Source organism: Mycoplasmopsis maculosa (assembly GCF_900660665.1).
Taxonomy (GTDB): domain Bacteria; phylum Bacillota_I; class Bacilli_A; order Mycoplasmatales; family Metamycoplasmataceae; genus Mycoplasmopsis; species Mycoplasmopsis maculosa.
This window is the reverse complement of sequence record NZ_LR215037.1, coordinates 593,032-617,281: the sequence shown is the minus strand read 5'-3', so window position 1 is coordinate 617,281 and position 24,250 is coordinate 593,032. Positions and strand designations below refer to the sequence as shown.

The 24,250-nt window shown below is 23.4% G+C and carries 22 protein-coding genes and 1 other RNA gene; 16 read left to right on the top strand and 7 right to left on the bottom strand.

The window, feature by feature from the left end; translation table 4 throughout:
• Window positions 1-55: 55 nt before the first annotated feature.
• From EXC47_RS02570 to EXC47_RS02530, 10 genes are all read left to right on the top strand, one after another.
• Entirely contained in the window at window positions 56-886 is an 831-nt protein-coding gene (locus EXC47_RS02570; RefSeq protein WP_129646848.1) for a DnaB-like helicase C-terminal domain-containing protein, read from the top strand.
• A gap of 251 nt (window positions 887-1,137) precedes the next feature.
• Window positions 1,138-1,290: a hypothetical protein gene (locus EXC47_RS03955; RefSeq protein ID WP_220096568.1), complete on the top strand. Its 153-nt coding sequence runs from the start codon at window positions 1,138-1,140 to the stop codon at window positions 1,288-1,290.
• Window positions 1,291-1,293: 3 nt separating this feature from the next.
• On the top strand, window positions 1,294-2,958 hold the full coding sequence (locus EXC47_RS02565; protein WP_129646846.1) for a hypothetical protein: 1,665 nt from the start codon (window positions 1,294-1,296) through the stop codon (window positions 2,956-2,958).
• A complete protein-coding gene (locus EXC47_RS02560) occupies window positions 2,948-4,108 on the top strand; it encodes a htpn (RefSeq protein WP_129646844.1) in 1,161 nt (386 codons plus the stop codon). Before EXC47_RS02565 ends, EXC47_RS02560 begins: the two co-directional genes overlap by 11 nt.
• 4 nt (window positions 4,109-4,112) lie before the next feature.
• A complete protein-coding gene (locus tag EXC47_RS02555) occupies window positions 4,113-6,206 on the top strand; it encodes a hypothetical protein (RefSeq protein WP_129646842.1) in 2,094 nt (697 codons plus the stop codon).
• Window positions 6,207-6,252: 46 nt separating this feature from the next.
• Complete coding sequence (locus tag EXC47_RS02550; RefSeq protein ID WP_129646840.1) at window positions 6,253-6,777, top strand: hypothetical protein; 525 nt, start codon at window positions 6,253-6,255, stop codon at window positions 6,775-6,777.
• A 17-nt stretch (window positions 6,778-6,794) separates the two neighbouring features.
• Window positions 6,795-7,673, top strand: a complete 879-nt coding sequence (locus EXC47_RS02545) for a hypothetical protein (protein WP_129646838.1) — start codon at window positions 6,795-6,797, stop codon at window positions 7,671-7,673.
• A 2-nt stretch (window positions 7,674-7,675) separates the two neighbouring features.
• Entirely contained in the window at window positions 7,676-9,118 is a 1,443-nt protein-coding gene (locus EXC47_RS02540) for a hypothetical protein (RefSeq protein WP_129646835.1), read from the top strand.
• Window positions 9,118-11,028 (top strand): hypothetical protein, encoded by a 1,911-nt coding sequence (locus tag EXC47_RS02535; RefSeq protein ID WP_129646833.1) that lies wholly within the window; start codon window positions 9,118-9,120, stop codon window positions 11,026-11,028. Before EXC47_RS02540 ends, EXC47_RS02535 begins: the two co-directional genes overlap by 1 nt.
• Window positions 11,029-11,041: 13 nt before the next feature.
• A complete protein-coding gene (locus tag EXC47_RS02530) occupies window positions 11,042-11,668 on the top strand; it encodes a hypothetical protein (protein ID WP_129646831.1) in 627 nt (208 codons plus the stop codon).
• A 22-nt stretch (window positions 11,669-11,690) separates the two neighbouring features.
• Here EXC47_RS02530 and EXC47_RS02525 read toward each other — a convergent pair whose 3' ends face one another.
• The gene (locus tag EXC47_RS02525; protein WP_129646829.1) at window positions 11,691-12,710 is read right to left on the bottom strand and encodes a tyrosine-type recombinase/integrase; all 1,020 of its coding nucleotides are present in this window, start codon (window positions 12,708-12,710) and stop codon (window positions 11,691-11,693) included.
• A 401-nt stretch (window positions 12,711-13,111) separates the two neighbouring features.
• Here EXC47_RS02525 and EXC47_RS02520 point away from each other — a divergent pair, with 401 nt between their 5' ends.
• The 6 genes from EXC47_RS02520 (at window position 13,112) to EXC47_RS02495 (ending at window position 19,191) form a co-directional block, all read left to right on the top strand.
• On the top strand, window positions 13,112-13,609 hold the full coding sequence (locus EXC47_RS02520) for a hypothetical protein (protein WP_129646827.1): 498 nt from the start codon (window positions 13,112-13,114) through the stop codon (window positions 13,607-13,609).
• Window positions 13,610-13,800: 191 nt separating this feature from the next.
• Window positions 13,801-14,103 carry a hypothetical protein gene (locus EXC47_RS02515; RefSeq protein ID WP_129646824.1) on the top strand — a complete coding sequence of 101 codons (303 nt, stop codon included), beginning with the start codon at window positions 13,801-13,803 and terminating at the stop codon, window positions 14,101-14,103.
• 11 nt (window positions 14,104-14,114) lie between these two features.
• A complete protein-coding gene (locus EXC47_RS02510; protein ID WP_129646822.1) occupies window positions 14,115-15,674 on the top strand; it encodes a coiled-coil domain-containing protein in 1,560 nt (519 codons plus the stop codon).
• Between the two features lie 333 nt (window positions 15,675-16,007).
• Window positions 16,008-18,329: a hypothetical protein gene (locus tag EXC47_RS02505; RefSeq protein ID WP_129646820.1), complete on the top strand. Its 2,322-nt coding sequence runs from the start codon at window positions 16,008-16,010 to the stop codon at window positions 18,327-18,329.
• Between the two features lie 71 nt (window positions 18,330-18,400).
• Window positions 18,401-18,811: a transfer-messenger RNA gene (gene ssrA / locus EXC47_RS02500) on the top strand.
• An 86-nt stretch (window positions 18,812-18,897) separates the two neighbouring features.
• Complete coding sequence (locus EXC47_RS02495; RefSeq protein WP_129646818.1) at window positions 18,898-19,191, top strand: hypothetical protein; 294 nt, start codon at window positions 18,898-18,900, stop codon at window positions 19,189-19,191.
• Between the two features lie 307 nt (window positions 19,192-19,498).
• Here EXC47_RS02495 and EXC47_RS02490 read toward each other — a convergent pair whose 3' ends face one another.
• From EXC47_RS02490 to gpmI, 6 genes are all read right to left on the bottom strand, one after another.
• Window positions 19,499-19,768 carry a hypothetical protein gene (locus EXC47_RS02490; RefSeq protein ID WP_129646816.1) on the bottom strand — a complete coding sequence of 90 codons (270 nt, stop codon included), beginning with the start codon at window positions 19,766-19,768 and terminating at the stop codon, window positions 19,499-19,501.
• A 189-nt stretch (window positions 19,769-19,957) separates the two neighbouring features.
• A complete protein-coding gene (locus tag EXC47_RS03910) occupies window positions 19,958-20,095 on the bottom strand; it encodes a hypothetical protein (protein ID WP_165255952.1) in 138 nt (45 codons plus the stop codon).
• A 318-nt stretch (window positions 20,096-20,413) separates the two neighbouring features.
• The gene (pgsA, locus tag EXC47_RS02485; protein ID WP_223211707.1) at window positions 20,414-21,028 is read right to left on the bottom strand and encodes a CDP-diacylglycerol--glycerol-3-phosphate 3-phosphatidyltransferase; all 615 of its coding nucleotides are present in this window, start codon (window positions 21,026-21,028) and stop codon (window positions 20,414-20,416) included.
• Window positions 21,003-21,560, bottom strand: a complete 558-nt coding sequence (locus EXC47_RS02480) for an MHJ_0274 family protein (RefSeq protein WP_129646814.1) — start codon at window positions 21,558-21,560, stop codon at window positions 21,003-21,005. Before EXC47_RS02480 ends, pgsA begins: the two co-directional genes overlap by 26 nt.
• 74 nt (window positions 21,561-21,634) lie before the next feature.
• The gene (locus EXC47_RS02475; RefSeq protein WP_129646812.1) at window positions 21,635-22,549 is read right to left on the bottom strand and encodes a Cof-type HAD-IIB family hydrolase; all 915 of its coding nucleotides are present in this window, start codon (window positions 22,547-22,549) and stop codon (window positions 21,635-21,637) included.
• A gap of 7 nt (window positions 22,550-22,556) precedes the next feature.
• A complete protein-coding gene (gene gpmI / locus EXC47_RS02470; RefSeq protein WP_129646810.1) occupies window positions 22,557-24,053 on the bottom strand; it encodes a 2,3-bisphosphoglycerate-independent phosphoglycerate mutase in 1,497 nt (498 codons plus the stop codon).
• Window positions 24,054-24,250 lie beyond the last annotated feature (197 nt).

Here is a 24,250-nt window from a genome sequence, read left to right as displayed (position 1 = left end):
GTGAAAAAAATTAGACCCTATTTTATTTAGTCAATTACAGCAAAGGAAAAGTATTATGCTAAAAATATCAACTACAAGTGAATTAATTAAAAAACGTGAAAAAGCAAAAATGGATATGAAACATAGCAAGCCGTTATTAACTGATTACAAAAAATTTAATGCCGTTACACACGGTATAAAAACTGGTCAATTATTTGTTATTGGCGCAAGACCAGGTGTCGGAAAAACAACAATGCTAATAAATCTAATTTCCTCTTTTGATAAACAACTTAATCCAAATGAATATATTTTATTCATAAGTTTAGAAATGACTGAATTAGAAATTTTTGAAAGATTAATAACTGTAACTCAAAATAAATTTAATTTATCAGAAGAAGAAGCTTTAGAAAAAATAAAAAATTATAAATTATTAATTTTTGATAACTTTGGTGGTAACTTATGTACAGTCGATGTAATTCGTGAAATCATCACAAGTCTTAAATCTGAAAAGAAAATTATACGGTCAGTATTTATAGACTACTTTCAAATCTTAAACTCCGAACTAAAATTTACATTAGAACACGAAAAACTAGGATATATAAGTCAAACATTAAAACAATTAGCTAAACATAAAAAAGTTTCCATAGTTTTATTAGCACAATTAAAAAGAACTGTTGATTCTAAAAAAACAGAAACACCAACTTTTAGTGACATCAAAGGTACTGGAGCAGTTGAGCAAGACGCTGACATAATAGCGTTTTTATATGATAGCCAAAGCCAAATAAATAAAGACATTACAATTAAGTCATTTGATGTAGTGAAAAATAGAAATGGTCAATTATTAAAATCAAATTTTTTATTTGAAAATAATAAGCTAACTTTTAGCGAAATTGATAACGATTTCTAAAAGAAAAAAAGCAAGACTTTTAAAGGCTTGCCTTATATATGTATATATATGAATATATTATATATTAGTATTTATATAGTCACTCTTTATATATACACATATATACCTAAAGTATATATATGTGTTAATATATATAAAGAAGTGAATATACTATATAAATACATACTAAATATATATAAGATATATTAAAAAAAGATAATAAAAGTATTGTTATTAACATTAATAATAACTATTTAAAAAGGAAAAGTATTATGTTAAATAATGAAAAAATTAAATGTATAGTATGTGAAAAAATATTTTTTAAAAATAATGAATTAACTTGAAATAATCAATATTTATGCTCAGAAGAATGCAAATCAGATTTTATTAATTGGGCGCAGGAATATACAATTGTAAAAGTTTAAATTATGATTAATTATTATGAAAATTTAGAAATACCTGAATTTACAGAAGAAAAACTTAAAGAAATATTGCATTATACTGATAACGATAATAATCCAGCTTATAATATGTTTAAATCAAAAGATTTTTATAGAGTCTATAGTGGTGCAAAAGGCGTAAGTAAATCGTTTGGGAGAATGGTTGAAACAATTTATCGATTAGTCAATGAAAAAATTTTTTGTAGTGTTTGGTGTAGAAATCAATACAATCACATTAAAACAACATTAAGACCGACGTTAGAGAAGGTACTAAATTTATTAGCAGAAGAACACGGTCTAGATTATAGAAAATTTATCTATATAACAAACGAAGCTGCTTATTGGACTTATGACGATGGGGGTAAGGGTAGAGCCATTTACTTCCAAAACTGAGAAAAAATTCAAGCATTCCAAGGTTTTACACTCCAAAATCCTAAATTTAGATTTGGTGAATTAGTAATAGACGAACCACTAGAGGATGCTAGTGAGACAAACAAGTTGCCTCATGAGATAGTTGAATTATATGAAAAGCAAGAAGAGAAATTGCCGTTATTGATACAGAACACAATAACAAGAGAATTAGCACCTGATAACTTTAATATAAATGTTAGTTTTTTATACAATATTTTTACGTTAGATCATTTTTTAATACAAAATTATCATAATAAAGTTATTCAAATAATTAATGAAGATGGAAATCCTAATGAGGAAATTTTAAACGAATTAATTAAGAATCATTTTGTATTTAAAACAGATGAGAACTTTATGAATGGATTAGGTTTAAGTGTAGTAATGTATTCAAAATTTTTTGTTCCTAAGAGAACAATGTCAAATATTCAAATTAAACAATTAGAACAATTAAAAGAACAAAATTACAGGCTATGAGTTATTACTGTAGTAGGATTTGCTTTTAATTTTATTCCTGATAATATGAACTATTTTATGAAGAAAGTTTTTTACGATGAAGAAGGAAACTTAAAAAAGGGAATAGTTCAGTTAACTTCTATGTCTATGTTTAAAAAACTTTTAATAGCTGATTGTATTTTAGGTGTATTTTGAGGATATGATCACGGAATACATGATAATGCTTCATTAGTGTGCACAGCTTTATGTAAAAGCGGTGATATTATTGTTTTAAAACTTATTGAAGATATTAAAACTAAAATTAAAGATACTAAGTATTTAAATTTAGAAATGTGTAAAAAAGTTATTAATGAAGTTGAAAAAATAAATAACTTTGTAGAAGAAAACGCTAACTATAAATTTATTGAAGAGAATTTTGTTGCTTCTAAAACTAGCGTAATATTTAGTGATAATAATCCAACATTAGAAAACTTAAATATTTTATTAGATAAATCAAAAATAAATTCAATTGCTATACCAGCTATAAGAAAGCCAAACCAAAAATTTGGAATTGTAGATAGACAACATTGACAAAAGTTTTTATTTGAAAATAAATTAATACATTTTGTAAAAGATACTGTTAAACTGATTAATTTTTTAGAAAAACAAGTTATTATGCTTGATGAAGAAAAAAGAAACGAAGAAATTAATAGTGAAATTTATGATGTTATAAATGCTTTTGAAATGAGTTGTTCATATGTATTTAAAACTCAATATATGTTACAAAGTGAGGATTCAAATGGATATTAATGAAAAGATTAAATTATTCAATAAAACTAATGAAAAAATAGAAAGATTAACTACTGATTATCCAAAACAAAATAAAATTAAGTTTAATTCATTTGAACAATTTACAAAATATGGCTTAATGAATACAATAACAACATTATGGTCTAAGTTTCCTAAAATTTATGATACTAAAAATGATTTAATTAAGTTTAACAATAAAATTAACATTTTAATTAATTTACAAAAATTAGAATCGTTTTTATATACAGATGGAGTGGCAGCTTTAAGAAATGATTTTAACGTAGGACAAGTATTAGATTTTATTGAAACTAATAATGAATTAACATATCTTAAAGTTAAGTTATTTTTTGAATCTAAGTCATATAATTTTCAAATTATTGAAGAATATAAACTAACTAATTTTAAAGTTGATTTTAAATACGAAATAGTTAATGATTTAAGAAATAAATTAAGTGAAAATGAAATAGAGCAAATAATATTTAAAGATTTTAATTACAAACCAAAATTAGTAACTAAAATACCTTATCAATTGTTTAAAAATTTATTTAATTGCATCCCTGATTTAAAAAATGTAAATAAAGAATGATTTAAAATGCTAGATGATGATTTAAAACTTTTAAGTCGTGATAGTTTTATATCAGCACCTTGAATTTTTTCAAGTGGAAACGGTGATATAAAAAGATTAGTACAGCAAGGATATGATGATGTAGATGAAAGATTTATTAAGCTAAATAGTTTAAATAATCTTTACAATAATCAGGATTTAATTAGACTATATCAAGGCTTGCCACAATCACCAGTATTAATTCAAAAAATAGACAAAACAATAGCATTAATTAAAAAATTTGGGTTTATGAAATCAGATACTAGTGATTTAGGTACTAAAAATATTCATAGTGTTGAAGCTGAACAAATTAATAGTGATTTTGAAGATTTTATTGAAATGAAAGCAAATATACGTGAATTGCAATTACTTGAATTTTTTGAAAAATTTTATTCAAATCTAAGCATTGAAAATATTATCATTACAGGTTCAACGGCGTGATTACATGAACAAGCTAAAATATTAACAACTGATCAAAATGGTACCATTATTAACAATAATCCACCTGAAATAAATGAAATTGAAGAAGAAAAGGTAAAAATATAGTAAAATGGAATTAACAGATATAAGAGAGTTAGTTGATGAATCAGTATTAAAAAAATTCGAATATAAAATAATTGATTCTTCAAAATTAAAAACTTCTCCAAATTCAATTAATTTTATAAGGTGACCATATGGCAGACAAAATTTGAACTTGAATAGTGGAAGTGTGGGATTTTCTAAGAGGCCCATGATGAGCGCAATGAGTGGGTTTTGGAATACTGGCTTTAGCTCTGATTATTCTTACAATAATAGCTTGGTTCAAGCTTCTTCCTTAACAAATGATCTTAAAATAAATTTTGTTTTGGATAGTAAATTAGATTTAAAAGGTAATGAATTTTTATTATTAAGAGATGAAAAAAAGAATTATTTTGTTGCAGAGAGTATAAATCAAACAAATAGTCCAAATAATGAAAATGAAGCTTCAGTAGTTGTTGTAGCTTCAACTTTAGAAAATTATTGTATTTCAAATAAATTTAAAATAATTATTTTAGAAGAAGAAAATTTAAGTGATTTTAAAATTTTAATACCAAAAACTTTATTATTAAGTGAAATTTTAGTTAAAGATAAAAATACAAACTTTTTTAAAAGTTATAAATTAGAAAATAATAACTTTTATACAATAGCTAATCCAATAAAAGTATCACCACATAAAACAAGTTTATACTTTCCTCAATTTAAAGATTTTAATATTTTAAATATAAATGATTTTAAATTAGATAAAAATTTAAAAATATTAGGTTCTGATAATGATGAATTAAATAATATTTTAACTGAACTTAAAAAAATACATAAAATAGTTTGAAATTTAAAAACCGGATTCCATGGAATTGATTCAACTTCAAAGGAAGAATTTAAAACTAATGTATATGGTGGTAATTCTGTAAAAGAATATTTAAGTTTAGCTATACATATATTACTTAAAAAAATTAAGCCTTCTTCAAAAGAATTAGCTTTACTTTTAATTAAGATGTGTTCTTCATTTTGAGAGTCTACTTATTGTGTTGACGGCGGTATTACTAATAATCACAAAAATATATTACCTTTTTATTTTGAAGAACTCGGCATTGAAGATTTTAAGATATCATCTAATTTTTGAAATATAAAAGTGATAAATCAAGAATTTAAAACTTATGATATAACGCCTAAAAAAATTAATGAGAGTTTTTTTTCAACACTTCCTTCAGAATTACAAGAAATGACAGTAGATACAGATGGCTTAAAAATTAATGATAATAGCTATAAGTATTTAGTTGAATTGCCTAATAAATCAAATTTTTTAAATGCAATTAGAAGCATAAAAAAAGTAGATATAAATTCTAAAAAAGTATTTATACCTTTATGACCAAAAGATTTACAATTTGATAATTATTATCATTGAGGTTATTCAGAAGCTACAACTTATGAAGACATTATTATTAAATTTAGAAATTTATTTGCAGAGCAAAATTATAGAGTTAACAAAATTGAAGCTTCATGAACAAGATATTATTTAAAAGATAAAGAAAAATGAATGAGTAGAGAAGAAGTAGCAAATATTTTAAAAGAAAATATAAAAAATTACTTTTCAAATAAAACATTTACTGATATAGATTATTTTACAAGTAACTGATATACTTATGAATTAAATGAAACAAATTTAAGCTCAAAAGCTTATTCTCCATATATTGAAGTTTATAGAGAAACTAATGAAATAAATAATCCTCTTTCATATTTTTCAAATAAAAAAGTACACAAATCATTTTTTTGATGAGGTGCTTATGTTTATTATGATGAAATTAATGAAACTGAACTTGTTTCTTCTCAAAACAGTAATTCTGTTTTAAGTAAAATGGAAGAAAATGAATATATTGTAGATAATCAAACATATAAAAGTATTTTTTCTGATTTTATAAAAGATAATTATACATTTGATTTTAATGGCGTAGATTCATATTATTTAAAAGGTTTATTTTTACCTGAAGAAATAGCTTATTCTGAAATTAAAAAATCATCTAATGAAGTTGAAAAAAATAAAACTAATGAAAAAATAAATTTTGTTAATTTATTTAATTCAGACATAAACAAAAATATAACAGACTTTTACATTACTTTAATTGATTAATTTTTACAGGAACTGCTGCCTAAAAAAGACGGAGGATAACAGTAAAATGGAATTACTAAAAAATTTAGCTAAAATTTTTGAAATATCAGAAGAAGACTTAAAAAATAAATTAAATTTAAGTGATGATTTTGACTCAAAACAATTAGCACAAAAATTGGGATTTTATGCTCTTTTTACCGATAAAAATGAAATTGAGCAATTCATAAAAGGCAAAGTTAAAAATAAAATTGAAATCATTGAAGAATTAAATCAAAAAATTAATTTAAGTGAAAATGAAAAAACTAAATTAACTGAACAAATTAATAGTTTGAATCAATCATATTCAATACAATCACAAAAAATTAAAGATTTTTTCAGTCAAAAACTAAAAGATTTAAATTATAAAAATATTAATTTAGAAAATTTAGACGTCGATTCTATTGATATTTTAAATATTAATGATTCAATAAAAAAATATGCTCATGATAATAATCTTGAACAAGAAATAATTAAGCCTTCAAAAATAATAGCAAATGAAATTAAAACTTTTGAAAATGTTGAAAGGCTAAGTTTTGGTTCTAGAAAAATATAATTTTAAGGAGAAAATAAATGTCAGAATTTACAAGCGCATTATACGCTAAAAAATCAAATGAAAGTACTAATTTAAGTTTAAATCCTAGTGAATTAAGTGAAGTAACTAATTATATGATTAATACTTCTTTAATTGGAAATTTAGGAACAAAATTAACTATTAAAGACGGAAACAAATCAGTTGTTACATTTTTAAAAAATATAGGACAAGATTTTAGTCCTAAAACTAAAGCAGGTATTGAATCTGTATCAATCCCTTTATTAGAAAGTGTTTCAATTCATTGAAATACACCAGAAATGCAAGCAATTGGTTTTACAAGAGCAGATATGAATTTAGGCTTACCTAATGTAGCAGCAGCTAAATTAGATAGAGCACAAAATGATTTTATTAAAAAACATGAAAAAGCAGGATTTAAAATCATTGAAGATAAAATGTCTTCACTATCAAATCAGAAAACAGTTAAAGATTTATCAACTTTATCTGGAAAAAATATCTGATTAGCTTTATCTGAAGAAGCGATTAAATTGCAAAAACTAGAAAGTAAAACAGATGGTATTAATGGCGTTGATCGTGAAGATATTGTTATTTTTGTTAAAGACGAAATTTTTAACAAATTAGCTGCAGATATGATCATAGGTAATTTTGCTCAATCAGCTGCATTAGATGGCGTTAAAGCTATAAATACAATAAATGGCTACAAAATATTTGCTTGTCCTTACTTAAACGAAGCTGATGCAATTATAGCTACAACATTTACAATGGCTTCAATGGTTGAAGTAAATGCAGCTAATATAGGCACATTAGGAATCACAAACGATTTAGGTATGTATTTTGAGGCTATGAGCTTAGCTGGAATTATTTACGAATCAACTATTAGATATATTGCAAAATCATAATTATGCTTTTAGCTAGCAGTTATAATATTAACAATTTACCATACATAAAAAGAAAAGAAATAAGCAATCAATACAAATATCATAAAACGATTTGATACAAAATTTTAAGTGGGGTTTTAAGATTCGCTATATCAGTTGGTGTGTCTTTTGCTTCAGAAGCTATTAATGTTGTAGCACCTGGCGTTGGAACATTATTAGATTTTTCTTTAAATACAGTTGTAGATTTATTATTTAACTATTTTGATAATGGTTTTGAAATAGATTTAAAAGAATTTGGTTTAAGTACAGCGACTAATTTAATTCCCTTTGTTTCAAAATTTTTAAGAGTACGCTTAAATACTATAAAACATAATAGATTTTTTTCAATAGCTGATAAAGTAAAGTTAGTTAATAGTGAATTAAATAATCAACTTAAACAAGTAGGTAAAGTTACTAATAAATTTGGAACAACAGCTAAAATAGACAAAATTGGAAAATATTCATTCAATTCAATTGATAATAATATAGATGAAATTAAAAGGCTTTTTTCAGAAAATAATAAAGTACTAAATTCAATAAATATATCTAATGCCAATAATAAAATTAATAATTTAAAAAAAACTTTTAATAAAGCAGCAAAAATAATGCATTATGCAAGAACAACATATACCTTATTAAGGTCACCTAGATACGCAGCAAAAAAAGTAACTGAATTAATTTTAAAAAAACCTTATAAAGCTTTATCTGATAAATGAAATAATTTTGTTAGCAAAGCTATTCCAAAAAAATTTATTAAAGGTACTAATAAAACTATTGAGCAAGGTTATAAAAATATCATATTAAATAGTAGTTGATTAGATAGAGTAACTATACAAAAATCAAACGACCCATGAAATTCTATATATGCTAATGCTATTATTAAATTTCAAGCTGATTCAACAAACAAAAAAGAGCCAGTCTTTCTTTTTAATAAAAGTTTAGTAAAAATTTTAGAACTAATTAATTCAGATTCACCTGGTAAATATTATTTAGAGAATTTTGCTTGAGGTTGAAAAATTGGTGCATTATTGCGAAATTATAAACATTTTATATCAAAAAGTAAAATACCTGCTTTTTTAAATATAATTTCGAATTTTAATTATTTAGCTAAGTCGATTCTATTTGTTCAAAATGAAACTATTAGTTTTTTTAGTGCTAAAAAGAAAAAAATAAATTGGAAAGATGAAATTTTAAAAGGTATAAAGGAAGAAGTAACAAAAGCACCAAAATTAAAATATTTATCAGGTGTTCAAGCGACAGTAAGATCTATAGCGACTGGAAGTTCATTTTATACAATGAATGCTGCATCAAAAATTATTAATAAATCAATTTTAAATCATAAAATAGGCAATGCTGTTTCGGTAAGATATAGCGGCTCAACAGCTAAAAGAGTTATGCCAGCAGGAAGAGGTAGAAAAAGAAAATAATGCTTACATTAGAAAAATTTAAAATTAATATAAATGAATTTAAAAATAATTACTATTATGGTAATGAAATAAAAATACCTTATCAATTTAAAAAAATAAATGAAACAATAAATGAAATTGATTTTTTTAATAAAGAAAGTTTAAATATTTTAATAGTTTGTGATTTATTTATTAATCAAGTATTAACAACTTTATTTAATGGTGATATAACTTCAGAAGAAATAGAAAATATTTTAGGTACTATTAGATTATCAAATATAAAAAATGCTGTTTATTCAGAACTAAATTATAGATTGTCAAATAATTACTTTCCTGATTTTGCTAATAAAAAAAGTTTAATTAATTCTTCTTTTGTTGTCAATTTTGATGGTCAAAAATACCAAAATTTTAATGATTTATTAAGCCCAAAAGCTATTTCATTTTTAACAAGAGATAACTGAGAAATCAATGAGTTAGAAAGCGAAAATATAGCTACAAAATTAATTGATACTTTTGTTAATGTAAAAAACAAAGTTGAAGCATTAAATTTTGATTTAAAAAATAATAGCATTCTAGATAAAATCACAAGTTCTAAAATTGAAAGCTTAGATACTAAACTAAGCAATAATATTTTAAGTACTGCTAATAATTTAAGTAATAGAATAAATGAATCAGAACATTCTTTAAGAATTACTTTAGATTCTAAAATAACAAAAAATACTTCTGATATTGAAAAAATTAACAGTAAATTATTAGAAGAATATGTACTTAAAGAAAGCTTAGAAAATAATATTAATCCAATTAAGCAAAAGAATGAAGAATTTAATGCTGATATAAGAATTATTAAAAGTCTTTTACCTACAATTCAACGCGACTTAAATCAAGTATCTATTAGCAAAGCTTCTGTTAGTGATTTGGCTAGTTTAAATGAAGAAGTTACACAAAAACTAAACTCTAACGAATTTGAAGGATATAAAGAATCTATAGCTTCTCAAATTGGTTTATTAAATGGTAAAGATTTAGTACATACTCAAAGTATTGAAGAAATTAGAGCTAATTTAACAGCCAATAGTGCTTTAGATGCTCAAACTGTTCGAAATATGAATGCTATAAGAGAAGATTACAATAACAAGTATGAAAGTCTTGTGTCTTTTAAATCTTCAGCAACTGAAACACTAAATGACCAAATTAGTAAAACTAATACATTAATTACACAAATAGGTTCTTTAAATAGTTGAAAGCCAGCGGTTGAAAGTATAACTAATTCTTTAGAATCGAAATTTAGAAGTTTATCATTGCAATTAAATAATAGTGAAGACGATTTTAATTCTAAAATAACAAAAAATACTTCTAATATTAATGAAATTAATAATAAGTTATCAGAAGATTATGTAATAAGGGATACTCTCGACGACGAAATAGATCCTATTAAAGAAATTATTGAAGTACATAAAACTGATTTAGGTACTATTAAAAGTAATATCGCGACAATTCAAAGTACTTTAACCTCATTGCAAAATCAAATAAATCAAATTAAGCAAAATAATTCTTCTTCAACTAATGCAACAACAAGCCTAAAATGAACAGAAGTAAATGCAACAACTTTAAATATAGCCGTAGGTTCTAGCGCTTCTTTATCAATTCAAAAAACGCCAGCTTTTATAAAATTAGAATTTACTAACTCTTCTAACAAAAAATGCTATGGTTCTATTTTTTACTCAGACAAAAATGATATAGATTATAAGCAAACATATACTTTTGGGCTTTGTGAAGAAGGGTACGACGGAAATTGAAGCAGCTATACTTCAATAGCTTTTGTAAACTTATATGATAATCAAATACGTTTTAAACACGTTGGTAGTTTATTTAACAACTCTGCTCAAAGTTATTGAAAAATAACTGGAGCTTGGGTAACATATTTAACAGTATAAAAAGGAAAATAAAATGGAAACTCAATTAATAATTCAAATTGTAACCGCTTGTGGAAGTGGTTTAGGCGTGATAATAGCTTTTATTGTAAGTTTTTTAAAAATTTTTGGAGCAGGCAAAAAAATTAAACTTTTATCACAAGATTTTGAAAAAGCTCGCTTAGATTGACTTGAGAAAGAAAAAGATTATAAATCTAGAATTGTAGAACTTGATACAACAATTAAAAAGCAAGAAATTGAGCTTTTTAGAGCTACTACAATTATTAGTCGTTACGAAGAACGTATTAAAGCTTATGATAATAGAGATGAAGCTAAATTAATTAAAGAATATGAAACAAAATTATCACATTATGAAAATACAAAAGATAGTTTAGACTATAGAATTTTAGAAGCTCAAAAATTATTGGAAATAGAAAAAAATAAAACTTCTGCTTTATTAGACCAACTTAATTTAAAAGATAATGTTATAAAAAAACAAAAACAAGAATTAAATGAATTAGAAGATTTAAAAAAGAGTACAGAAGCTTTAAGTACATTTATCAATAATAAATTTATTCCTATTATTTCAAATAATAATTCAGAAACAACTTCTTCTGATAAACTTTTAAACAAGGAAGAAGCTAGTGCTGCAATTATTTCTTAAAAATAAAAAATAAGAGAGTATTTTAGCTCTCTTTTTTTAAACTTTTTACAGCTCTTCTTAAAATATTTAATTGATTATGGCAATTTGAAATAAATAAATAGTTATTACTATTATTTTTATTTTCAACTTCAATATTAGCTTTTTGGATTTTATTTACAACAGCATCACTAAATTCATCAAAATAAGCTCTTTTTTGATTATTTGTAAAAATATTTTCATATTGATTTCTCATTTGGTCTAAGTTTGTGTGAGAATAATGTATTACAGTATTTATATTTTTATGTCCAGTGTATTGTTGAATTTGGCTTGGTGTTAATCCTAATATCATAAGTTGAGTAATATAAGTATGTCTTAAAATATGAGCACTGATATTACATTTAAATTTAGGATATTTTTTTAAAACATAATTTTTAAAAATGTTTATTTGATTTTGCAAAGATTTAGCTGTTCAATTAAAATCATCCTTATATTTTATAATTTCTTCTTTTATATTATTTATATATTTTTTATAACTTAAATTTTCGTAATCATCAAGAAATAATATTGTATGAGGATTATTATTTTTTTCTGCTTGAACTTGCATTGTAAAATTATTTTCAATTAGTTCGTTTAAATTAGTGTTTTTTAATTCACCAACACGCAATCCGGTTAGTAATAAAAATTTAAAATAAAAATTAAGCTTTTGATTTGAATAAGATTCTAATTCTTTTAATAAAAAGTTTATTTCTTTATCTGTAAATCCTCGGCGCGTAGGAATAGGTGTATATTTAGATAAATCATCAATATTTTCAAAATAAATACGATTATAATCTCTTAAATAGTTTAAAAAGTTTTTAAAAACTCTATATTTTAAAGATTTTGAATTTTGATTTTCTGTATTAGTTTTTAATATTTTATTCATTTGAATAATTAAATCTTCTGGTCTTTCAAAATCTTCTAATTTTGATAAATAGTATTCATAATATCAAAAAGTTGATTTTTTCACATTCTTATTTGATTTTTTAGACAAAAATTTTTGAATTAATTCGTTAATTCTATACATTTTGAAATAATTTAGTATTAATATATATTAATTTGTAATATAATTAATATGCTAAATTCTCGATCTTCACTTTAGAGGGTTTAGCGTTTTTTTATAACGCTATGCTCTTTAAAATAATGTTTTTGTCTAAAAAATTTGTTTTATTTTTCATAATTTCTCCTTAAAAGCAAAATAAAAAGCTTCACTCTGCAAAAAGTGAAGGCTGTTAGTCAATAATAGTATTATGTTTTTTGCAGTCTTCACTCTGCATAATAATTATATCATTTTATTTTGGGACTTTATTTTTTTTGTATTATAATTTATTTAGTAGATTTATATCGGCGCCCGTAGGTGCTAATACCCCACTTTGGTATTATGAACATACATAGAGGGGGGCGCTTTTTTTATTATAATTTTATAATATGAAAATAAATCTTCCAACAGCAAAAGAACTCGGCATCGATATAAAACAAATCTTAAAAAAGTTTAAATTTAAAACTTATAATGAATTTAAAAGCAAATATTCACGAATATTTTGCATAAAACTAAAATTATGACTAACTAATAAAAATGCGTTTAACGAGGCGCTTTTTAAAAAGATATATAAAATTATGTTTTACTATAATTTCGTTGAATATAAGCAAATTATGGAGCTATCAGCGCTATTTAATAATAAAAGCTATGTAATAAAATTGCCTAATTTGAGTTTAGACAAGTTTTTTGGAGTTGATTTAGTAATTAAAAATGATTTAAATAAGTTCTTTATTCAAGTTAAAACAAGTCAATTTAATTATGCAAATTTTAATAAATTAATTACTTTATCGATTAATCAAAATGGTACTCCTGTTATAGCTATTAAAAAGGGTGACAAATGAAGCTTTAAAAATTTATTAAATAATGAGCAACTTTTTTTGTTATAATGAAATTACCATTCAAATAAATTTAAAATAATTTGACTTAAGTACAGTATTTTTTTGGGAATGTTACTTAAATAAATAAAATTAAGACTATTTTAGCTTATATAAAAGTCTCAGATGGCTTTGAAATTTTAGAAATTTTAGATGAGCCAGAAATTGCTTATTCTAATGTTATTGGTTTTAATATAAGGTCTATGATTAATTTAGGAAGTAAAACTAGTACAAATGTTCCATGATACGGGTTAGAAACATTTAATAATGATGGTACTTTAAATTCATTAGGAACTGGTGGGGGTATTCCTACTACTGGCGGCACTTGAATTAATGTTACATTTACGGCTCTTTATGGTGAAAAAGGACCTGGTGGTCAATGAGAACCATTTAGCCATGATAAAATTAATAGAGATTTAAATAGGTATATTAGAAAAACATTTGCAACTGCTAACTTAACATTAGATTCAGGGGTTAATTTTATTAGCATCCACGCTGAAAAATAAAAGGAGATATTATGACAAGAAATAAAAAAATTGCAACTATTCTCGGTGTTTTAGCAGGTGCAGCTTTTATATCTTCTGCCTCAATTCCTATTATTTTTCATGCAAAAGAATCAAATGAAACTAGAAATTCAAGAAAAAAAGATATTCAATATTTAGAAAATTTAATTAAATTAAAAAATGAACAAGAAGTAAATAACAATAAATTTTTATTAGAAAAAAAATTAGATTTAGAACAATTAGAAATTAAAAGAAATAATGTAGAACAAGTTATAAATTTATTAATTGGCAAGAATTATGATAAAAATATAAATCAGCTACATAAAAATAATTTAGATAATAAATCATTAGTATATTATTTATTTTCAAATATTGACGAATTAACCAGTGAAAAAGATTTATTGGAAAATAATAACAAAGAATTATTGGCGAGATTAAATGAAATAAAATCATCATTTGATAATGAGAAAAATGAATTAGTTAATCAAATTAATAATTTAAAACAAGAAAATAAAGAATTACTTAAAGAAAAGAATAATTTACTAAAACAACAAAAATATTTATTGTGAATTTATCAATCAAGAATATCAACATTAAAAGATGCTATCGCGACAATAAATGGTGAATTTAAAATAAAAGAAAATAACTATAAAGAAACAATAGCAAGATTAAATGAAGAAAAAAATAGATTAATTTCAGAAGCAGATAACTTAAGAAATAACTTAAACATTAAAAGAGTTGAATTAGAAACCGCAAATAATAAATTAAAGACATCAACTTCTAAACTTGTTGAATTATTAAGTTCTGTTATAAATATAAACAGTTTATTTGAGGTGCTAAACGAAACATTTGTTTCAAATGAAATTTTAGATAATTTAGTTATAACAAGTGAAACAGAAATAAATTCAGTAATTGAATCAAATTCACTTGATAATTATTTAACAACTTCATTATTTTTATCGAATCAAATTTTAGATAATTTAAATAAAGTAATATCTAACAATAAAAAAATTGAATCTAATTCTATAGAAACAAATAATTTATATAAAAGCAAACTGTCTGAATTACTTGGTGAAAGCGAAGAATATTCAATAGGTGATAACGGTAAAGAAGCGCTAGAAAATTCTATAGTTTATAATTTAAGAAAACAAATAAATGATATATCACTCTTAATTAATGATAATAAAGCTAAAATAAAACAATTAGAAATTGATGTAGATAGTTTGACTAATCAAATAGAAAGTAAAACTCAAAATAATCAAGATTTAGCTAGACAAATTTCTGATATTTCAAATTCAATCACAGAGAAAAATAGAATAATTGAATCATTAAATTCTGAAATACAAGCTTCAAAAAGTTTAAAATCTTCTAATAATGAAAATATTGAAAAATATAAATCTATGCTAATAAGTTTAATTGGTACGGATGATAAAGATTTTAATTTTGATAATTTAGCAGAAGCTGCACAAAATGGCATCGTTAAACAATTACATCAAAAATATAATGAAAAAGAACAAGAAAAAAATGAATTAATTTCAAGATTCGAGACTGAAAAAGAATTATTAAATAACTAAAAAACAAGATTGCAGAATGAAATTAATGATTTAGAACGACAAATTGCTGAAAAATAAGAATTAATTCAAACTTTAACTTCTCAAGCTGATGAATTAAGAAGACAAGGGGAAGAAAAAGCAGAAGAATTAAGAGAAGTAAATAACCAAATAGATGTAGCTAAAAGGGAAAAAAATCAATTAGAACAAGAAAAAGAAAGAAAAATACAATCTTTAGCAGAACTAGAAAATAATTTAAATAATAAACAAAATCAAATTTCTAGATTATTAGAAGCTACAAAAGATTTAGATAAGTATATTCAAGATAATAACAACTTAGCTGAAGAAATTAGAATATTGAAAAACAATATTTCTAATGTTGAATTGGAAAAAACAAATTTAGAACACCAATATTCAGAAAAACAAAGAGATATAGATAATATTAATCATGATATTTCAAGAATCAATAACCAGATAGAAACATTGAGATCTGAAAATCAAACAATATTGAATGATATTCAAACACTCAAAACACAAAAACAAGAATTAACTGATAAAAAAACAAGAAATGAACAAGAAAAACAAGAATTAGAACGTCAAATTGCTGAAAAAGAACAAGAAATTCAAGAAAAAGAAAGCGAAATTTCAAATAATCAAAATGAAATTCAAAGTTTAGAAACAAATAAATCTTCTCGCACAAACGATATTTCTTCTAAAGAATTAGAATTAAATAACTTGTTTAATTCAATTAGGAACTTAACCGATCTTAACAATGAATTACAATCTTCACTTTCACAAAAGGAAGCAAATAAAACTCAATTAGAGCAGGAAAAAAGTAGACTTGAAGAAACAAAAATAAATTTAGAATCAGAAGTACAATCTTTAACAAGTGATTTAAATAGTTTAACCATGAATATTTCTGCAAAAGAACAAGAATTAGAAAATTTAAATCAAAACATTTCAAATTTAAATTTAGAAATTGAAATATTGAATAGAAATAAATCTTCATTACAAGAAGAAATTCAAAGATTAGTAGAACAAAAAAATTCACAATCAGGTTCTAATAGTGAATTAGAACAAGAAATATTTGAAAAACAAAATCAAATTTCACAAAAACAAGAAGAAATAAATGAAAAAAATTCTGAAAAATCTACTTTTGAACAAACTAAAAATGATTTACTAAATGAAATTCAAACATTACAAATTGACTTGGGAAGAAAACAAACAAATCTTCAAGAATTAACTTCTATTCATACAGAATTAAACAATAAAGTTAATGAATTAACAAATGATAAAAGCAATAAAACTCAAAATCATGAAACGTTAAAGAGCAATTTAAGAGATTTATTATCCCATGAAAATGATTTGATATCTTCAATATCTGAATTGTCAGCTTCAATTAATAAATACAAAGAATTATTAAGAATTATAACTAATGATCAGGATGAAAATCAAACAATAACTAATGAAGGCAGAAATGTTGTTAACGGTTTAGTGAAAGAGCTTTGAGATAAAATTAATGCTCTTGAAGCTGAAAATTCAGCACTTGATTCTGAGATTTCTACACAAACAAATAAGCTTAATTCATTAGTTGGTAGTGAAAACAATAACTTTGATAATGCTACAGAAGATTCTATTGTCGGTGGAATGAAAAATGAAGTTTCTGATTTAGAAGAAAAAATCGAAAAAATAGTTATAAAAGCCGTAGATATAGAATTTGAAAAGAAAGACACAATGTTTTTACTAAAACGTGGGAAACAAACTTGAAATGGATTTGTTTTTAATAATGATCATATAGGATATACAAGATTTTTATCAAATAGAGATAACAACGTAATTAACAGCATTTATGATAATATGAGACAAAATTTAAGAGAAAGTGGTTTACAAGTTTCTGATGAATTCAAGAATGCTATTATTTCTTCTTCATTTATTCCTAATCATTTAAAATCAAACGGTAAACTAGCTATAAGAAGTAAGATAAAAATAGATATAAGTCAACAACAAAAAGATGAGTTAATTAGACAAGGTTATCCAAATTTAAAGATTACTTATAGAACTCCTTTTGATAATACAAATAAATCATTTTCAATAGATTTAACACAAAGATTAGGTTTTACAGGAATGAATTTAGGAGAACATAGTCCTAATTCAAATAATATTTTAGTAAGTTCTATCACGGCAAATGAAAATGTTTGAGGGGATGATAATTTTTTAGCTTCACAGTATAATTTAGGAATAAATAAATTTACTATTTATTTAGTATATATGGAAACTTCAGCAGGTTATGAAATAGCTGAATTTATAGATTTATATACTACTGCAAGAGCTGAACATGAAAGATCATTAGGAGCTTCATATTCATTTTCTACTTTGATTAGAGCTAAAAGAACAAATAACTCTTTAACATCAGTTTCAGTTCCTTCATATATTTATAATGATGGAAATAATAATATAGCTGAAATGACTAATAGAATTAATAAATCATTAACAAATGCAGGTTCAGCAAACACTTTTTATACTGACATTTCTCCAATGTTGGGATTAGATCAATCATTAACATATCAAAACTTTGGTAGATTTGATTCTTCGAATCCAAACTATAGAAAAACATTTATAAGTGATAATTTAGTAGTTAAAAATGGAATAAGTTTTGCTAATATCGCTTTTTCAAAATAATTTATTAAAAAAATCATTGTTTAAAAAAGCAATGATTTTTATTATGCTAAAATATTAATTGAAACATATATGGGGGTGTAATGGCTTCGACATGTATGAGGTATTATGATAATTTAGTGGTCTGCAAACCTAAAGGCATCTAGGCTTTATATTCGCAAAAGAAGAAAAAGTTAACATTAATGAACAATTAATGTTCAATAACATTGCAACAGCAAATCAATTTGCTTTTGCTTAATAAAACCTTACAAAGTCTAGTTATGACGGTAAGTGGCTTAATATAACGCTCTTTTATATTAAGTTGGTTTAATGAGCTAGTTTATAGTTTCTTGCATAAAACTATAAATTAAAAAAATATGCAACATTATTAATTCTTTTTGTTTATTTTGGTTTTACTAATGTTACTATAAAATAGACTAAACTGTAAAAAGTTATTGTAAATATTTTGTATGTGGACTCGGGTTCAACTCCCGACATCTCCACCATATCTTTTTATTTTAAGACTAAATTAAAAACTCCTTTTTAGGAGTTTTTTTAATAAGAATAAAAAATAATGTAAAATAAAAATGCTATGTCCTTACAAAAAGATACAAAAACAACAAATAAAGAAGATTTAAATTTTACTGCTGTTCATGAAATAAATAAAATTAGAATTTTAACTAATGAAGAAATTGCAAATTTAGATCAAAATTCACGAGATGAAATATTAAAAGATACTGTAAATAATATAGATCCATCTAATGCAATAAAATATAGAAAGAATATTAAAAATATAATAATATCAGCAATTTTTATAACTTTATTTTTTATAACTTTAATAATTACAAATGTTTTATTAGTTCTTTATCTAATTGGAATAATTTAAGCCACAATACAATAGCTATTCTATTTTTTGTATTGTGGCTTTTTTTATTTTTAATTATTATTTTTATTGTATTCAAGTAACTCTTTGTGATAGTTTAATATTTCATCTTCAGTTTCTAATAATTCTATTTTAATTTCCTTTGTTTTAGAAATTATATGTACTTCTAATTAGCTATGTGGAGGAAGAGGGTATTCCATTAGAACAGTATGAGTAAAAAAATAATCTCAATTTTTTTATTAAAAATAAGATTTTAATATCTTCTTTATTCGAATTTTTATTATTAATTCATAAACCAAAAGTTTTAATTTTATTTTCTTTTTTTATTTTTTTCATAAAAAGCACCTATTAAAAAATCATTTTCAAACTCTTTTTTAAAAAACGAATGAAGCTCACTATCGTTTTTAAGGTGTTCTATTCTTTTATAAAAACTTTTATAATAATTTCTTTTATTATTTAGTTCACTTATTTTTGAATACTTATATATTTCTTCAAATTCTTCAATATTTTTTATAACTATATATTCATCATTATAAAATTTACTATCATGATTAGGGAATAAATCTAAATATTCAGCCATGTTACTTCAATGTGGTTTATTTAAATTACTAGGTCTTTATTTTTTAATTAAATAACGTATTTCTTCAATTTTTGATTCTTCTTTTTTTCTTGATAACTTCTTTATCATCGTCTTGATTTTTTATAGCATTACATAAACAAAATAAAAAAAGTTATGCTAGTTAATAAACCAAGGGGAATTAATTTCTTTTTATTCATTATTACCTATTATTAAATAAGATAAAGCTATTTTATCCTTAGCTAAATTTTTAATATTATTTGTTTTATTATAGTTTTCAATACCTAATTTTTTAGAATTAATATTTGAACTAAAGAAAAAACTTGGCAAAAATAATGTATTCTCTAGCGCAAATAATAAATTAAATTTTTTCTTTTCGTATTTATTCCCTTAATTTAATTTTTATTCTTATTATTTTATTCAAAATACAAGTTAAATAAATATGTGCGAAAAAAGTATAAAAAAAGAAAGCAATAATTACTGATATAAAAGCATTTAATTGATACTTTGTTTAAGTTTTTTTAAACTTATTTTTTATTTAGTATGCTAACTAATATCTATATGCTTTTTAAAAACAATAAAACATTTTTAGTTTAATAATAAATATCTCAAGCATGCTTGAGATATTTATATATTTTTTTGATTATTTTATTTGCTTTTTATAAAAGGTTTTACTTTTTTGAAGTATAAAACTCCTGAAATAATACTAAAAGCTAATGCAAAATATGTCGGGATATTATTTAATAAAATGTTTCATCAGCTTGCTCATAATATTTTGTAATAAATACCAATAATTGCAAATAATATTATAAAAATTATTGCAATAGTTTGAAAAATAGTTTTTAATTTTCCTCAAATAGAAGCAGCAACACTTATATTATTTTTAGCCATTAAAATTCTAAAAGCATCTACAAATATGTCTCTCACGATAAAAATAACAACTACTCAAATTGGCATAAAATTATTAACTGATAAAAATATCAATGTTGATGTGACAATAATTTTATCAGCTATAGGATCAAATAATTTTCCAAAATCTGTTACTAATTTACGTTTTCTTGCATAATATCCATCTAAAAAATCTGTTATCATAGCAGCAATAAATACAAGTAAAATTAAAGATAAAATTATTGTTCTAGCTATTAAATTCATATTCTCGTTTATATCTTTAAAATATCCAAATAAAATGAATAGAACTAATAATGGAATAAATAAAATTATTCTTGATAAAGTTAGTCTATTTGGTAGGTTCAACTTCTTCATATAATTCCTTTTTGTAAAACTCATCTATTTTTATTTTAAAATCATTAAATAACTCATTGTATTCATATTCTGAAATTTCTTTTTTAAATTTATTTATTTCTTTTAAAGAATCAACACAAGTCTTAGATCAATTATTTGATTTATTTTGATAAAAGTTTAAAAATATTTTTAAAACTTTATTTTCGTTATCTTTGCTATTTATAACATAATCCTTAAAATCTTCGTTGTTTTGAATAGTATCTAAATATTTAGTAGCTGTTCTTAAAAGTTGCATCATTTTAAATTTGCCAATAGAAACTTCAAACTCATCTAAGTATTTATCATTAACTGTTTTTAAAGCATCAAGTTGAATGAAAATGAGTTTTGCTTGTTCAAGACTTTTTTCTTTAAATAACTTTTCTTCTTTTGCACGTTTTCTTTTTTTAATTTTGTCTTTAATAACAGAATATGTAAAAATAGCAACTAATAATACAATTAACACAGCTAAAACTATTCACATTGCTGTATTACCCATTACACCTGATTGTCCCATATTCCTCCCTTATTTGGTTTTAAAATTATAATTAATTTATTATTAAATTAATAATAAATAACCCTTTAAAAGGATTATTTTTTATTTTTTTCAGCAAGATTTCTATAAAAAGCATCTCTTCTTTTTTTTATTTCTCACTTTTTTAGCATTTCTTCTTTATTTTGTTTTTCGATATCAAATTTAGTTCTAAAAACATAATCTATTATAGCTTCACCTAAACCATTTTGTTCTACAGAAGAAGTGTAAAAATTTGCTAATTTTTTAACAGGTTGGATAGCATTATCCATGACATAAGAAAATTTAGTAACTTCAAACATGCTTGCATCATTATAACTGTCTCCAATAGACATTACATAATTAATATCAACGTCTAAAAGTTCGCACATTTTTTTTATAGCTGTTCCTTTGTTAATATTATTAGGTGTTATTTCTAAATGTGTTTTTAAATTAACTATATTTAAATCAATTTTATTTTCTAATAAAATTTTATTAACATTATCAACTTTTTCTGGTGTGCTTTCATTTATGTAAATTTCTATTTTGAAGACGTTATCGTCAATTAATTCTTTTGTATCTAAAAAATTATCATACTCAAAAAAGTCAATTGCGCAAGAAACAGTGTTATGATGCTTATTAGTTATATAATAATTGTTTTTAGCAAAAACAATAACTTCAGCAATATTATTCTCTAATAATTTAATTACTTTTTTTACAATTTCTAAAGGTATTTCATCTACATGTGCAATTTCTTTTATTTTGTTGTCATATATAACACTACCACCGCTAAAAATAATGTAGCTAGCATTTAACTCATTCGCAATCTTTTTAACCTTATCAAGAGGTGGATTGCCAGTATTTAAAATAAAAGTTATATCATCATTTTTTATAGCATCATTAACAGATTTTATAACATTAGGATTAATATTTTTATCTGGATATCCATAAACTGTTCCATCTAAATCTGAAAAAACTATTCTTTTAATTTTCATATTTCACCTATTTTACTAATAAAGACTCGGCATCCATTTCACTAGGTTTATTAACTCCGATGTAATCTAAAACAGTAGGAGCTATGTTTGCTAATTTACCATCTTTTAATTTAACGTTTTTATCTGAACAAATTAACATAACGGGGCTACTTGTATGTTTTGTTGCAGGTTTTCCATTTAAATCTTCAGTAATTTCAGCATTTCCATGATCTGCTGTAATGAAAACGGTTATTTCATTTTTATTTGCAAATTCTATTACTCTTTTTATTTGTTGATCTAAAAATTCAACAGCTTCTATTGTAGATTTTAAGTTACCGGTATGACCTACCATATCGGGATTAGCATAATTCATAATTGTTACATCATAATTTAATGTTTCTTTTAATAATTCATCTGTAATTTCTTTAGCAGACATTTTTGGAGCATCTGCATAACTTTCTACTTTTAAAGAAGGAACCATAATTCTTTTTGAATTTTTGAATTCAATATCATTACCACCATCCATAAAATATGTAACATGAGCATATTTTTGAGTTTCAGCTAATCTTAATTGACTTTTTCCCGCTAATTCTAAAACCTTACCAATTGGCATATTAATTTGCATTTCGTCAAAAGCAATCATTGTGTCAATTCCTTCATATTTCATTAATGAAGCAAATTTAGAAATAACAACTTCATTTTTTGCTTTTTCTTCATAAAGTTTTGAACCAATAAACAAATGAGTTAGTTGTCTTGCTCTATCTGGGCGGAAATTAAAGAAAATAATTGAATCATTATCCTTAACAGAATTTGCGTTATTTAATTTTGCAGGGACAAAAAATTCATCAGTAATATCTTTTGAATATTGTTCTTCTACATATTCAATAACATCATTATATATATTGTCAGTTTTTCCTATTATTGCATCATAATGTTTTTCAACTCTATCGAACATTTTGTCTCTATCCATTCCATAGAATCTCCCGCCGATAGAGGCTATTTGATAGCCATATTTGTTTGTTTTTTCAACTAATTTTTTCAATGAATCTAATATTGATTTTGGTGCTACATCGCGGCCATCTCCAAAAGGGTGAACTGAAACTTTTTTAAGCCCATATTCATAAGCCATATCTAAAATTTCAAATAAATGATCTTCTAAAGAATGCACGCCACCAGGACTTAATAATCCCATTAAGTGTAATGTAGAGTTTCTTTTTAAAACATCGTTAAAAACTTCAAGTAAAACTTTATTTTTCTTGAAAGTACCGTCACTTAAAGCTTTTTTTATTAAACTTAAACCTGTATATACAACTGTTCCAGCACCTATATTTAAGTGGCCAACTTCACTGTTACCCATTTGTCCTTCTGGCAAGCCTACATATTCTCCGCTAGCTTGTATTATTGAATTTGGATACTCTTTAAATAATTTATCAAAAGTAGGCGTATTAGCTAATTTAAAACCATTTCCTTGTTCTTCGCTTCTTAAGCCAAGACCATCAATTACTATTAAAATTGCTTTTTTCATTTTTATCTCCTAATTAATATACTATATTAGTATATTATATACAACTAATGGAACTTTTTAAAACATGATTTAATTTTTAAGAAAAAAATATGTAAATTAAATTTATTTTTTGTAGCATTATTTTATTTTTTAAAAAATATACAAAAAAAAATCTAATATTGCTTTTTTATTGTATTGTTTGTTTTTTTAAAAAAAAT